Genomic DNA, 13,435 nt, shown 5'->3' with positions numbered 1-13,435 from the left:
TACTCAGCCGGTGCGGACCGCCGTCACCACGAGGTTGTCGGTGTAGCTGCGGGCGCCGGCGTCGAACGCCCCGGTGCAGGTGATCAACCGGAGCACGTCGTCGGTGGTGGCGCCGAAGACCGCCGCGGTCGGGAACGTGTCCTTGGCGACCTGCTCGGTGCCGGTGACCGTGTAGGTCGGCGTCGAGCCGTCGGCGGTGGTCAGCTCCACGGTGTCGCCGGGCGCCAGGTCGCGCAGTGCGTAGAACACCGCCGGGCCGGTGGTGGAGTCGACGTGGCCCATCAGCACCGTCGGCCCGCGGGCGCCGGGTCGGCCACCGGGGGTGAACCAGCCGACGTCGTCGAAGTCGGCGGGCACCTCGGCGGTGCCGTCGTCGGCCACGCCGAGACCGATCAGGTCCTGCTGCACCCCCAGCGCCGGGATCGACACCGCGGTCGGCGCCGGCACCGACGCCGGGTCGAGGACGGGGGTGAGGGCAGAGGTGGGGACGGCGGTCGCCGGTCCCGGGGAGGGGGTCGCGGCGGACGACGGAGGTGGTGCGGCCGCGGGCTCCGCCGTCCCCGCGCAGGCCGACAGCGCCAGCACGGCCCCGACGGCCAGCACGAGGGGGCGGAACCCGCGGGTGGTCACTGCTGCTGCACCCGGCGGCGGAGGGCCACCGCGCCACCGGCGGCCAGCAGCGCCGTGCCGCCCAGCGCAGCCACGAGCGGCGTCGAGGTGCTCGACCCCGCCGCGGCGGTGCCACCGGCGCCGGTCTCGACGCCGCCGACCGGGATCTCGACCAGCTGCCCGCGCACGGCGCCGGCGGCGTAGGCCGAGGTGTGGGTGTCGGTGAAGAACGACGACGGGTCGGCCTCGATCTGGTCGAGGGTGAAGCCCTGCCCGGTGTCGGTGCCGTCGGGTGCGACCCCGGTGGTGAAGGGGCCCTGGAGGCAGCCGGAGCTCACCAGCCGACCGCTGCCGTCGTCCTCGGGGTTCGGGAACGCGATCCGCGGCGGGCCGGCCTGGCCGGCGTCGCCCTGGTGGATGTGCGTCGCGGTCTTCGCCGGCGACTGGTAGGGCGGGGTGACCCCGGTCAGGGAGATGTCGTAGCAGATCACCTCGGTGTCGGAGTTGATCCGGTAGGTGAAGGTGCCGCTGGCGCCCGGTTCGCCCGGCGTGGCCACCCCGTCGTTGTTGATCACCATGTCCGGGGTGGCCATCGCGGTGAACGCGCTGGTGAAGGTGGCCGGCTCGGCGACCTCGGTCTCGGCGGACGCGGGGCCGACGGCGGTGAGGGCCAGGGCGCCGGCCGCGCCGGTGACGACGGCGGTGCGGAGGAGTGCGGTGCGGGTGCGGGACATCGTCGGGCTCCAGTGCTCGGTGGTCGCTGTCCCCGGGGCATACGGCGCCCACCCGCTCCGCGTTCACCGCCTACAGCGACGAGCTGAGCACCACCGCGCCCGAGCTGTCCAGGACGGCGAAGGACGCCGCGTCCTCCCGCAGCACCGAGCTGTTCAGGTTGCACACCATCTCCGCCGGCCCGGTGCCGAGGAACTCACCGGCCGACACGACGCGGCCGTCGTCCTCGGTCACCTGGGCGCGGTACACCTCGCCCGCGGTGAAGCCTTCGCCGTGCAGCTGCACCTCCATGCCCCAGGTGTGCGGGACGACGTCGGCGGTGGCCTGCACCTGCGGCGCGGCGACCTGCACCGCGACCGGCTCCAGCGGCAACGGGTCGGGCACCGGGCGGACCAGCCACCCCACCCCGAAGGCGGCCGCCGCGATCCCCGCCGCGGCGGCCGCCGGCACCCGGCGACGCCGGTGCGGGCGGGTCGGGACGGCCACGCGTTCGGCGGCGATCCCGGCCAGCACCCGGTCACCCAGCCCGACCGGGGGGACGGGGAGCTCGTCGAGCCGATCGGGGTCGACCCCGGCCAGCCGGTCGCGGAGCGGGGCGATGGTCGCGAGCTCGGCCCGGCAGTCGGTGCACCCGTCGAGGTGCGCGCGCAGCGCGGCCCGCTCGGCCGGCTCGCCGTGCCCCAGGGCGTAGACGCCGAGCTGCTCGCGGAGCTCCCGGTGCGTGCTCACAGCTCGACCCCCATCTCGTCCATCGCCAACCGCAGTGCCTTCAACCCGTAGAACACCCGGCTGCGCAGTGTGCCCACCGGGATGCCGAGCTCGGCGGCCACCTCGGCGTGCGGCCGGCCGCGCAGGTGGGTCTGCACGATCGCCACCCGGTGGTCGACGCCCAGCCGGCCGAGCGCCTCCTCGACCACCCAGGTGTCGACGACCCGCTCGTCGAGCCCGCCGCCCACCGGCACGTCGGTGCCGACGTCGTCGGCGAGGTCCCGCTGCCAGGGGCGGACGGCGAACCGACGGGCCTCGTCCACCACCACGTTGCGGGCGATCGTGAACAGCCAGGTGCGCAGGCTCGCCAGCTGCGGGTCGTAGGAGCCGGCGGCCCGCCAGGCGCGCAGGAACACCTCCTGGACGACGTCCTGCGCAGCACCGTCGTCACCGAGCTGGCGCAGGGCGAAGCGGTACAGCTCGGGCCCGTGGGCGGCGTAGGCAGCCCGGGCGTCGAACACCTCGGCCGGTGCCGGGACCGACCTCAGGCGTCGCGTGCGCACCCCACCGACCATGCCGCACCCTCCCGTCCCCGTCGTCCGCGGGGTGTACGGCGGCCGGTGCGCCCGCGTTCACCGCCACCGGGTCACAGGGTGGTCACGATCTGGCTGTGCGCTACCGATAAGTCGGGCATGAGCGCTCACGCAGCCTCCGTCGGACACCCCGGGCGATGCCCGCACTGGTCCGACCCCGCGCACCAGGCCGCGATCACGGCGGCGTACGACTCCCTGTGCGAGGCCCTCACCGGGCCGGTCGCCACCCTCCGCCTCGTCGGTGCCCGGTCGGCGCTGACCAGCCCGGCGCACCGGGTCCGCGAGCTGGGCCGGCTGGCCAGGGCCAGTCAGCTGCCCGCCCGCGCGGCCCTGCTGCGCTGGGGCGCGCTGCCCCCGGCCGTGCGCCACGACCTCCTCGACACCTGGTACGGCCGCGCCGCCTGAAGGCCCCCTCGCAGGGCCCCGCGGCGTGCGTCGTGGGGGGCGAGGGGGTCCTTCCTCAGGCGTCGATGACGACGGGGATGATCATCGGGCTGCGTCGGCCGTTGCGGTGCGCCCAGGTCGCGACCGCCCGGGTGATGAGCTGCTCGAGCTGGAGCGCGCCGCCCACGCCCTCCTCGGCCGCCTTGGCCAGCGCCTTCTCGATCAGGGGCACGACGCCGTCGAAGGTGTCCTCGTCGTGCACGAACCCGCGGGCCAGGAAGTCGGGCGCCTCGGCCAGCAGGCCGGTGTCGGCGTCGACGATCGCGACCACGGTGATCACGCCCTCCTCGGCCAGGTTGCGCCGGTCCTTCAGCGAGGCCTCGGTCGCCCCGCCCACGGTGGCGCCGTCGACGTAGACGTTGCCGGCGCTGACCTTGCCGGTGATGCGGACCTTGCCGCCCACCAGGTCGACCACGTTGCCGTCCTCGGCGAGCACGACCCCGCGGGGGTGCACACCGGTCTTGATCGCCAGCTCGCCGTTGGCCTTGAGGTGGCGCCACTCGCCGTGCACCGGCATGACGTTGCGGGGCTTGACGATGTTGTAGCAGTAGACGAGCTCGCCGGCGCTGGCGTGGCCGGAGACGTGCACCTTCGCGTTGCCCTTGTGCACGACGTTCGCGCCCCAGCGGGTGAGCTCGTTGATGATGCGGTAGATCGCGTTCTCGTTGCCCGGGATCAGCGAGCTGGCCATCAGGACGGTGTCGCCCTCGGAGATGCGGATGACGTGGTCGCGGTTGGCCATGCGGGACAGCGCGGCCATCGGCTCGCCCTGCGACCCCGTGCAGACCACGCAGACCTGGTCGGCCGGCAGCTTGTCCATCTGCTTGAGGTCGACCACGAGGCCCTGCGGCACGTCGAGGTAGCCCAGCTCGCGGGCGATGCCCATGTTGCGGACCATCGACCGGCCGACGAAGGCCACCTTGCGCCCGTGCGCGTGCGCGGCGTTGAGCACCTGCTGGATGCGGTGCACGTGGCTGGCGAAGCTGGAGACGATGACCCGCTTGGGGGCGGTGCGGAACACGGTGTCGATGGCGGGGATGAGGTCGCCCTCGCTCATCGTGAAGCCGGGCACCTCGGCGTTGGTGGAGTCGGTGAGGAAGAGGTCGACGCCCTCCTCGCCCAGCCGGGCGAACCCGCGCAGGTCGGTGATGCGGCGGTCGAGCGGGAACTGGTCCATCTTGAAGTCGCCGGTGTGCAGCACCAGGCCGGCCGGCGTGCGGATGGCCACGGCCAGGGCATCGGGGATGGAGTGGTTGACCGCGAGGAACTCGGTCTCGAAGGGGCCCAGCTGCAGCGTCTCGCCCTCGCCGACCTGGCGGAGCACGGGCTTGATCTTGTGCTCCTCGAGCTTGGCCGAGATGAAGGCCAGCGTCAGCTTGGAGCCGACCAGCGGGATGTCGCGGCGCTCGCGGAGCAGGTAGGGCACGCCGCCGATGTGGTCCTCGTGGCCGTGGGTGAGGACGATCGCCTCGATGTCGTCCAGCCGGTCACGGATGGAGGTGAAGTCGGGCAGGATGACGTCGACCCCGGGCTGGTGCTCCTCGGGGAACAGCACGCCGCAGTCGACGACCAGCAGCTTGCCGGCGTACTCGAAGACCGTCATGTTGCGGCCGATCTCGCCCAGCCCACCCAGCGCGACGATCCGCAGGCCCCCCTCCGGGAGGGGCGGCGGGGTCTTCAGCTCGGGGTGCGTGCGGCTCATGGGTGTCACGCTACGGGCACCCACCGACAGGACCGGGCGACGGCCCCGGGGGGTCAGCTCCGGGCGCGGCCCGCGACGAGCAGCGACGCGCAGCGCCGCCACCGGGCGCGGCCGGCGGCGACCGCCTCGTCCGCGCCGGCCAGCAGCGCCATGGCCACGTCGGGGTTGCGCGCGGCCACCGGCCCCAGCAGCACGGTCACCACCTGCCACCCGGCGTCGTCCCAGGGAACCGTCCGGTCGGTGCGGGCAGCTGGCGCGGGTGGTCGGCGGACGAGGACGGGAACCGTGGCGGTCACGGGGAATGGTGTGACCGGCGGGGCCAGCGGCGGACCAGCACCGGGTGTGCGCACGGTGAAGAACGCACGACGATCCGTCGCCGGTGGGCGGGGCGCCTCACCCGTGCGGGGCAGGCCGGCCCCGGCCCGCGACCCGGGTCGCTACCGTTCCTCCCGATGACCAGCGGCCCCGACCCGGACACCCCGGGCGGCCCCGGCGCCGCACCCGCCCCCGGCCCGGTGGCGCGGTGGTGGCGCCCCGCCCTCGGGATCGTGCTGGCCGTGGGCACCGTGGTGCTCGTCGTCGTCTTCTGGCAGTCCGTCGTCGGGTGGTTCCGCACGCTGTCGGGCACCGACCTGCGCTGGGCGTTCGCCGCGGCCGCCGTCCAGCTGCTGTCGATGCAGTGCCTGGTGTGGCAGCAGCAGCTGCTGCTGCGCTCGGGCGGCGGCACCGCACCGCAGGGCAGCCTCACGGCCACGGTCTACGGCGGCAACGCGATCGCGGTCGGCCTGCCGCTGGCGGGGTCGGCGGCCAGCGTCGCCTACGCGTTCCGCCGCATGCGCGACCTCGGCAACAGCGCGGTGCTGGTCAGCTGGACCCTCGCCGTCTCCGGGGTGTGCTCGACGGTCGCCCTGGCCGGCGTCGTCGCGGTCAGCTCGGCGGCCACCGGCAGCACGGCCGGGGCGGTCGTGGCCTCCGTCGCGTCGGTCGCGGCCGTCGTCCCGGTCCTGACCCTGCTGGCGGTCACCCGCAGCCCCGAGGCCAAGCACCTGGTGGTCACGGTGCTGATGGCCGTGCTGGCGCCGCTGTCGCGGTGGTTCAAGGTGCTGCGCCCGGCGGTCGTCGGCCCGGCCGTCGAGGACGCGCTGACCTCGCTGGGTGCCATCCGCCCCGGTGTGCGCAACGCCTGCGCGGCGGGGGTGCTGGCGCTGATGAACTGGGTGCTGGACGCCGTCGCCCTGGGCCTCGCCGCGCTGGCCGTGGGCTCCGGGCTGCCGTGGCAGGGGGTGGTGCTGGCCTGGGCGGCCGGCGCGCTGGTGTCCTCCACGCGGTTGACCCCCGGGGGCATCGGCGTCGTCGAGGCGGCGCTGGCCTCCGCGCTGGTCGCCGCGGGCATGCCGGCCGCCCAGGCCGTGCCCACCGTGGTCGTCTACCGGTTGGTCAGCCTGTGGCTGCTGGCCGCGATCGGGGCGCTGTGCCTGGTGCTGGCGCCGCGACCGGTGCACCCTGCGGAGGGGTGATCGCGTCGGGTGGGACGCTGGTGCCGGACAGACGCAGGTTTCGCAGAGCAGTCGAGTGCAGGAGCAGGGCATGCCGCAGGGGTTCGTGAAGTGGTTCAACGCCGAGAAGGGGTTCGGTTTCATCGGGCCCGACGACGGCGGTGAGGACGTCTTCGTGCACTTCTCGGCCATCGAGGAGTCCGGTGGGTTCCGCAGCCTGGACGAGGGTGCGCGGGTCGAGTACGAGGCCAGCCCGGGCCAGCGCGGCCTGCAGGCCGACCGGGTGAGCCCCCTGGGTGGCCCGCCGGTGCAGGTCGACCGCTCGCAGTCGCGCGAGGTCCGCCGCGACGACCGGGCGCCCCGGCGTGAGGCGCCCCGTCGCGAGGCACCCCGGCGGGAGGCCCCGCGACGCGAGGAGCCGCGGTCGGCCGGTGGCGGCGCCGAGGGCACGGTGCGGTTCTTCAACGGCGAGAAGGGGTTCGGCTTCATCACCCCCGACGACGGCGGCGACGACGTCTTCGTGCACTTCTCGGCGATCGTGGACGACGGCGGCTACCGCTCGCTGGACGAGGGCCAGCGCGTGCTCTTCGAGGCAGCGCAGGGCGACCGCGGTCTGCAGGCGACCCACGTCGAGCCCCTCGCCGGCGGCGGTGGGTACGACTCCGGGTACGACGCCCCGGCCACCGGTTCGGGTCTGCCGCAGGCCACCGTGCGGTTCTTCAACGCCGAGAAGGGCTTCGGCTTCCTGCAGCCCGACGACGGCGGCGACGACGTCTTCGTGCACTTCTCCGCGATCGTGGACGACGGCGGCTACCGCTCGCTGGACGAGGGCCAGCGCGTGGAGTTCGAGGCAGCGCAGGGCGACCGCGGTCTGCAGGCCACCCACGTGCAGCCCCTGGGCTCCGCGGGCGGTGGGCGTGCGCCGGCCGGCGGCTACGGCGGCGGCTCGGGCCTGGCGCAGGGCACGGTGCGGTTCTTCAACGCCGACAAGGGCTTCGGGTTCGTCGAGCCCGACGACGGCTCGCGCGACGTCTTCGTGCACTTCTCGGCCATCGAGGACGACGGCGGCTACGGCGACCTCGAGGAGGGCCAGCGGGTGGAGTTCGCCGCCAGCCAGGGCGACCGCGGGCCGCAGGCCGACGTCGTCCGGCCGCTGGACTCCGCCGGCCCCCCGCCGCGCCGCGACCCGGCCCGCCGCGAGGCGCGCCGCGACCCCGGTCGGTCCACCCCGCGCGAGCGCTCCCGCAGTGCCGCCCGGTCGGTGCCGGTGCCCATCGAGGGTGGGCAGGAGGGCACCGTGAAGTGGTTCCACGGCGAGAAGGGCTTCGGCTTCATCGCCCCCGACGACGGCAGCGACGACGTCTTCGTGCACTTCTCGGCGATCGCCGACCGCGGCGGCTACCGCGACCTCGAGGAGGGCCAGCGGGTGCAGTTCACCGCCAGCCCCGGCCAGAAGGGCCCGCAGGCCGACGCCGTCGAGCCCCTCTGACGCCTGCACGACCAGCACCACCGACGCCCCCGGGACCCGGTCCCGGGGGCGTCGTGCGTCCTGCCGGGCCGGTCAGCCGAGCAGGGCGTCGTTCGAGGGACCGGCCACCGGGAACACGACGCCGCCGTCGGTCGCGGTGGCGAGGTCCTGGGCGGCGACGTAGGTGGCCCAGCCGAACCCGTCCACCAGCTCGGGGGTGATCGTGCTGCCGTCGGGGCCGGTCAGCACGACGGCGTGCCCGGGGACGGCGGTGACCAGCGCGGCCCGTTCGCCGGTGGCCGCGCTGGACGGCGTCGGGCAGGTGGCCGCCACGACCAGCGACGCCGGGTCGGTGCCGGCGGGGTAGCTGCTGCTGCCGCAGGTGGTCCAGGAGCTCCAGGTGCTGGTCGCGGTGGAGGAGGTGGCCCCCATGCCGGTGGTGGTCACCACGCCCCCGCCGGGCAGGACGACGGCGAGGCTCACGACGTCCTCCGCGCCCCCTCCGCGGTCGGGGGCCGGCCCCGCGCCGAGCACGACGACGTCCAGGTCCTCGGCGGTCCAGCCGGTCGCCGCGGTGATGTCGGCCAGGGCCCTCCCGTAGGCGTACGGGGAGGCGGTCGGGGTGCCGGAGCGGCTCGGTGGGCCCGGTCCGTCGTCGGGGGCGGGGAACCAGTCGGGCCCGATGACCAGGGGCGACCGGCCGTCGCCGAGCGCGCGGCCGGCGTCGACCCGGAGGCGGACACCCCGACCGCTCGGCCGGTCGAGGGTCAGGGCGACGACGCCGTCGGTCGCGGTGGCGGGTGCGTAGGAGCGTCCGGCGAGGCCGGTGACCGGGTCGACGTCGATGCCCGTGGACACGCTGACGTCGGTGCCCGCGTCGGTCACGACGACCAGGCGGGCCGGCCCTCCGGCGGGGTCCTCGACCCAGACGGCCACCGCGGTGTCGGCCGCGGGGAAGGAGCCGTCGAACCGGCTGACGTCGAGGTCGGCAGGGTCCGCGCCGGCGGGTCCGGTCAACCACGCGAGGTCGACCCGGGGGCCGACCGGGTCCATCATCAGCACCACCCGCACGCCCTCGACGTCGTCGCCGTAGAGGACCCGGTAGCCCTCGCCGGCCACCCCGTCGGCGGTGATCCGCCGCTGGAGCCCCGCCAGCAGCTCGTCGTCGTCGACCAGCGACCCGCGAGGGGGCAGGGCGAAGAGGCCGGTGAGGGGTGGGGTCACCGGTGTCCGCACGGCGGTGCTCGTGCCGGCGGCTCCGCCGCGGCCGGCCGTGGTGGGGACGGTCGGTGCCCACACGCCGAGGGCGACGACGGCCACCAGCGAGGCGGCGGCGAGCGCCGTGCGGCGGATGCGTCGGCCGGTGACCCGGCGGACGGCGGCGACGACCTCGTCGTCGTCCAGCCCGGCCGGGTCGGCGAGGGCGGCCAGGGCGTCGAGCCGGCGGGGGAGGTCGGCCGGGTCGACGGTGAGCCGGCGGACCACGGCGTCGGGGTCGACGTCGGGCAGCAGCGCGGCGACGCGGTCGGGTGGCCAGTCCTCGGACCACCGGAGGACGACGGCGGTGCGCTCGTCGCGGTCGAGGGCGGCCAGCTCGTCGGCCAGGCGGTGCGCGGCTGCGACGTCCTCCGGCGCGGCCCACCAGGGGGTCGGGGTGTCGCCCTGGATCGTCGTGCGGCCGGTGGTCCGCCAGCGGCTGCGGTGCGTGGCGACCAGCGCCGCGAGTGCGGCGTCCCGGTCGCCCGGGTCGGCCCGTCGGGTGCGGGCCAGGGTGCGGACGACGAGACCCCGCGCGGTGGCCTGGTCGCCGGTGAGGAGGTACGCGGTGGGCAGCAGGTCACGCCACTGCGCTCGTGCGACGTCCCCCGTGGTGACCATCGCCGCCAGTGAACTCGACCCCGCCCCGGTGGTCGAGACCCCCGCGACCCGGAACGCCCGTGTCGCGGCGGGGACGGCCCGTGCGCGAGGTCCTGAGCTCAGGGCGTGCGGTCGGTGAGGTCAGAAGGGCGGTGGGTCGTCGGCGGGGTCGTAGCGCGGTGGGGGTCCGGTCTCGAGGTCGAGGACCTCGCCCATGGCTGGTGGTCGGGTGGTGCGGGTGGTGCCGCCGGGTGTGGTGACGTGCAGGGTGCCGTCGGCGTCCACGGCGAACCGCCAGCCGCGGGCGTGGGTCTTCAGCCGGTGGTGCCGGCGGCAGAGCATGGCCAGGTTGCGGACGCAGGTGGGCCCGCCGGCAGCGGGGTTGTGGCGGTCGTAGCGGGTGACGTGGTCGGCGTCGCAGGCTCGGGCGACCTGGCGGCAGCCGGGGAACCGGCAATGCCGGTCGCGGGCGCGCAGGTACCGGTACTGGGCGGCTGTGGGGGTGTAGCCCGGTGCTGCTGGTGGTGGTCCGATCCCGCGGCCGGCGTTGGCGGCGGCGGCGAGTTCCTCGGGGGTGGCGACGGCGAGCAGCCGACCGCCGTGGCCGGTGATGGTGAAGGCGAGCTCTCCGCCGCCGTCGGGGTGGGTCAGGCCCAGGGCGTCGATCCAGGTCAGCAGGGACCGGACCGCGGCCGGGGTGACCGGCAGCCCATCCACGTGCCCCACCTGCGCACCCCTGCAGGCTCCTGGACCCGCGGCGAGCAGACTTGCCCGGTCACCGTGCGGACCTGCCGCTGGCAGACTCGTCCCTCCCGTGGACACACCGGTCCCGTCCGGTGGACCTGCACCGGGCACCGCGGTCCCGGCTCCGGACACACCGGTCCATGCGACGGGCACACCTGTCCCGTCATCGGGTTCATCGGGGTCGGTCGGCCGCGCGCCCCCGTCCCCGGTCGGGGCAGCGGCGGTCCCAGCCGTGGCTCCGGCGTCGTCTGCGGGCGCGGCGTAGGCCTCGACGTCGCCGTCGTCGACATCCCCACCGTCGGCATCGGCGGTTTCGTCGGGGTCGGCGGTCGGTCCGAAGCCAGGATGGACGTCGACGTCCGTGTCGCTGTCGCTGTCGGCGTCGCTCTCAGCGGCTCTGTCGGCGTCGGCGATGAGGTCGCTCAGGTCGGGGACCAGCAGGTCGGCCAGGTCGGCGTTGATGGTCAGGTGTGCGATCACCGGGTCCAGCTGCTCCCACGGCCGGGTCAGCAACGTGACCACCAGCTCGATCTCGATCTCCCCGGACGGGCGGGTGTCCCCATCGGCCTTCAGCTTGCGCACGAAGGCGCCCAGCTGCGCCTTCACCAACTTCGCGTCGGCGGCCTCCAGGTCCGTGGCCCGCAGATCGGCCAACCCGTCACCAGTGCCGGTCACCCGCACCCCGGCCTCCCGCTTGCGCAGCGCCTTCCGCCGATCCGCCGCCTCGGGATCAGCCGCGATCAACGCAGCGTCGATCCGCTCCCGCAACGTCGTCGGCGGGCACCCGGCCGCCGCCCACTCCACCCCGCGGGCGGCGATCGCATCGATCACCGTGTCGTCCACCGGCCCACCCCACGAGGCGGCCTGGTAGCGCAACGCCTTCACGATCACCCTCGCCCGGGCCTCGTCGATCCGGCCATCGGCCAACGCATGCCACACCACCGGCAGCTGCCGCACCAGCGCCAGGTCGTCGTCCACGAGGTACCGGGCCGAGGCGACCGACATGTTCAGCAGGACCGCGACCTCCTCGGGCAGGAAGTCATCGGCCGCCTGCAGGGACGGGTCATCGGCGTCGGGGCGGGTGTCGGTGCGGGCACCGGGCGCGAACGGCAACGGGTGCTGAGCCCCCTGGGTGGCCTTGCGCTCCACCAGACCGGCCTGGTACGCCGCCAGCGCCGACATCTGCCGGTGCACCGACGCCAACTCCGCATCCAGCTCGGCACCCTCCAGACCAGCCGCCGCAGCCAGCCCGGTCAACCGCGGCAGCACCACCGGGCCATCGGTGCGGACGGCAGCACGGCGCGGGGTGACCTCCACCCAGAACCGCTCCGCCGTCGCCGTCATGGACCCAGTCCACCAGAGGGGTAGGACAGTTCCGGGCCCCCCGAGCGCACCGCTGACCAGCACACTTCCTGCTGGAGCGGGGCTGCTCGCGGTGACGAGATGGTTGCATCTGTCCTCCCGCCCCGTGGTCCGTCCTCCCGCACCAGATCTGCCCGGGGAGGCGGGAGTTCCGTGCACCCCCCTGATCAACGCTGTACCGAGGCGGCGTCGATCAGCTCCCGTGCAGCCGGGCGTGCAGCTGGCGCACCCGGGCGGACAGCTCCTCGTCGGGTCCGTCGACCGGGATGCCGGGCGCCACGGCTCGCACCGGCAGGGTGGCCACCGGGCCGGGCGCCACCCCGAGCTCGGCCAACCAGCCGGCCAGCTGGGCGGACGAGCTGGCGTAGACGATGCGACCGAGCCCCACCCAGGCGTGCGCGGCCGAGCACATCGGGCAGTGCTCGCCGGAGGTGTAGACCGTCGCCGCCGGGCGTTCGGCCGCGGGCACGTTCTCGGCGGCCCAGCGGGCCAGCTCGAACTCTGGGTGCCGGGTGGCGTCGCCGCCGGCGACGCGGTTGCGGTCCTCGGCCAGCACGGTGCCGTCGGCGCCCACCAGCAGCGACCCGAACGGCTCGTCGCCGGCGTCGAGCGCCTCCTCGGCCAGCTCGACGCAGCGGGCCAGGTGCCGGCGGTCGACCTCGGTCAGGCTCACAGCGACACCACGCCGCCCTCGGTGGCGCTGCGCCGCGCGGCGTCCAGCACCCGGGCGGTCGCGACGGCGTCCCGCGGGTCGACCGGCACCGGGCCGGTGCCCCGGACCGCGGCGGCGAACGCGGGGTAGAAGGTGTCCCACCGCCCGCGCTCGCTGGGCACCACGGACGACGACGCCCCGCGCTGCAGCCGGCCCCACGCCGACTCCGGCTCGGTGCCCCAGTCCTCGACCGCGGGGGAGGTACCCGCGATCAGCGCGAACTCCTGGCCGTCCATCGCGCCCATGCCGTTCTCGAGCACGGCGTCGCCCACCACGTAGGACCCCGCCGTCCCCGTCACGCGGAACCGCGGGCCCGGTGCCCCCGAGCGCCAGCTGCCGCCCAGCACCGACCGCGCACCGCCCACGTGGTCCAGCACGACCAGGACGTCGTCGTCCAGGCCCGTCGAGCGCAGCGACCAGCGCGCGAACACCGTCGCCACCGGGCCGAGCAGAACCAGCGCCTGGTCGACCAGGTGGCTGCCGAAGTCGCGCAGCGTGCCACCGCCGGCGGCGCCGGGACCGTCGCCGTCCGAGTGCCGCTCGAACCGGGACTCGAACGTGCGCACCTCGCCCAGCGACCCGTCGGCCACCAGCCGGCGCAGGGTCAGGAAGTCGGAGTCCCAGCGGCGGTTCTGGTACGGCGACAGCGCCAGCCCGGCCGCCGCGGCGCGGTCGACCGACGCCTGCGCCGCACCGGCGTCCAGGGCGAACGGCTTGTCGCAGACGACTGCCAGCCCCAGGTCCAGCGCCTGGTCGGTCAGCGGGCTGTGGGTGTCGGCCGGGGTCGAGATCGCGACCGCCTCGGCACCGGCGTCCACCAGGGCCTGCAGCGAGTCGAAGCACGCCGCCGACGGGTGCTCGGCGGCCACCAGGGCGCGCCGCTCCGCCGACGTCGTCACCACGCCCAGGAAGTCCACCCCGGACGCCGCCGCCAGCAGGGGCGCGTGGAAGTACCGCCCGCCGAACCCGTAGCCCACCAAGCCGCACCGCACCGCACCGTCGTCCATG

General features: G+C 75.3%; 13 protein-coding genes. 3 read left to right on the top strand and 10 right to left on the bottom strand.

The features are described 5' to 3' along the window. Window positions 1-3: 3 nt before the first annotated feature. The 4 genes from BLS67_RS18120 to BLS67_RS18105 all read right to left on the bottom strand — a co-directional run bounded on the left by BLS67_RS18120 (window position 4) and on the right by BLS67_RS18105 (window position 2,612). Window positions 4-630, bottom strand: coding sequence for a class F sortase (locus tag BLS67_RS18120; protein ID WP_207500713.1), 627 nt, complete (start codon window positions 628-630; stop codon window positions 4-6). Continuing rightward, window positions 627-1,343, bottom strand: a complete 717-nt coding sequence (locus BLS67_RS18115) for a CHRD domain-containing protein (RefSeq protein WP_091247796.1) — start codon at window positions 1,341-1,343, stop codon at window positions 627-629. The genes BLS67_RS18120 and BLS67_RS18115 overlap by 4 nt, the downstream gene beginning before the upstream one ends. Before the next feature lie 70 nt (window positions 1,344-1,413). After that, entirely contained in the window at window positions 1,414-2,070 is a 657-nt protein-coding gene (locus tag BLS67_RS18110; RefSeq protein ID WP_091247794.1) for an anti-sigma factor family protein, read from the bottom strand. Next, window positions 2,067-2,612 carry a sigma-70 family RNA polymerase sigma factor gene (locus BLS67_RS18105; RefSeq protein WP_242654176.1) on the bottom strand — a complete coding sequence of 182 codons (546 nt, stop codon included), beginning with the start codon at window positions 2,610-2,612 and terminating at the stop codon, window positions 2,067-2,069. The genes BLS67_RS18110 and BLS67_RS18105 overlap by 4 nt, the downstream gene beginning before the upstream one ends. Before the next feature lie 129 nt (window positions 2,613-2,741). Here BLS67_RS18105 and BLS67_RS18100 point away from each other — a divergent pair, with 129 nt between their 5' ends. After that, on the top strand, window positions 2,742-3,047 hold the full coding sequence (locus BLS67_RS18100) for a hypothetical protein (RefSeq protein ID WP_091247790.1): 306 nt from the start codon (window positions 2,742-2,744) through the stop codon (window positions 3,045-3,047). Window positions 3,048-3,102: 55 nt separating this feature from the next. Here BLS67_RS18100 and BLS67_RS18095 read toward each other — a convergent pair whose 3' ends face one another. Together BLS67_RS18095 and BLS67_RS23515 are read right to left on the bottom strand one after the other, a co-directional pair. After that, window positions 3,103-4,788 carry a ribonuclease J gene (locus tag BLS67_RS18095; protein WP_091247788.1) on the bottom strand — a complete coding sequence of 562 codons (1,686 nt, stop codon included), beginning with the start codon at window positions 4,786-4,788 and terminating at the stop codon, window positions 3,103-3,105. Window positions 4,789-4,841: 53 nt separating this feature from the next. Next, window positions 4,842-5,084: a hypothetical protein gene (locus BLS67_RS23515; RefSeq protein ID WP_131801784.1), complete on the bottom strand. Its 243-nt coding sequence runs from the start codon at window positions 5,082-5,084 to the stop codon at window positions 4,842-4,844. A gap of 156 nt (window positions 5,085-5,240) precedes the next feature. On the opposite strand from BLS67_RS23515, the gene BLS67_RS18090 reads away from it, so the two are divergent. Both BLS67_RS18090 and BLS67_RS25080 read left to right on the top strand, forming a co-directional pair. Further along, window positions 5,241-6,305 carry a lysylphosphatidylglycerol synthase transmembrane domain-containing protein gene (locus tag BLS67_RS18090; protein ID WP_091247786.1) on the top strand — a complete coding sequence of 355 codons (1,065 nt, stop codon included), beginning with the start codon at window positions 5,241-5,243 and terminating at the stop codon, window positions 6,303-6,305. A 70-nt stretch (window positions 6,306-6,375) separates the two neighbouring features. Beyond that, window positions 6,376-7,773 (top strand): cold-shock protein, encoded by a 1,398-nt coding sequence (locus tag BLS67_RS25080; RefSeq protein ID WP_131801783.1) that lies wholly within the window; start codon window positions 6,376-6,378, stop codon window positions 7,771-7,773. Between the two features lie 72 nt (window positions 7,774-7,845). Here BLS67_RS25080 and BLS67_RS18080 read toward each other — a convergent pair whose 3' ends face one another. From BLS67_RS18080 to BLS67_RS18065, 4 genes are all read right to left on the bottom strand, one after another. Then, the gene (locus BLS67_RS18080) at window positions 7,846-9,630 is read right to left on the bottom strand and encodes an RNA polymerase sigma factor (protein WP_091247782.1); all 1,785 of its coding nucleotides are present in this window, start codon (window positions 9,628-9,630) and stop codon (window positions 7,846-7,848) included. Window positions 9,631-9,750: 120 nt separating this feature from the next. After that, window positions 9,751-11,697, bottom strand: a complete 1,947-nt coding sequence (locus BLS67_RS18075) for an HNH endonuclease signature motif containing protein (RefSeq protein ID WP_091247780.1) — start codon at window positions 11,695-11,697, stop codon at window positions 9,751-9,753. A 211-nt stretch (window positions 11,698-11,908) separates the two neighbouring features. Beyond that, window positions 11,909-12,388 (bottom strand): nucleoside deaminase, encoded by a 480-nt coding sequence (locus BLS67_RS18070; RefSeq protein ID WP_091247777.1) that lies wholly within the window; start codon window positions 12,386-12,388, stop codon window positions 11,909-11,911. Beyond that, the gene (locus tag BLS67_RS18065) at window positions 12,385-13,434 is read right to left on the bottom strand and encodes a Gfo/Idh/MocA family protein (protein WP_091247775.1); all 1,050 of its coding nucleotides are present in this window, start codon (window positions 13,432-13,434) and stop codon (window positions 12,385-12,387) included. Before BLS67_RS18065 ends, BLS67_RS18070 begins: the two co-directional genes overlap by 4 nt. Window position 13,435: the final 1 nt, after the last annotated feature.

Origin of the sequence: Klenkia soli, assembly GCF_900103975.1 — a bacterium.
In the GTDB taxonomy this organism is placed as follows: domain Bacteria; phylum Actinomycetota; class Actinomycetes; order Mycobacteriales; family Geodermatophilaceae; genus Klenkia; species Klenkia soli.
This window is presented reverse-complemented; position numbering and strand designations above follow the sequence as displayed.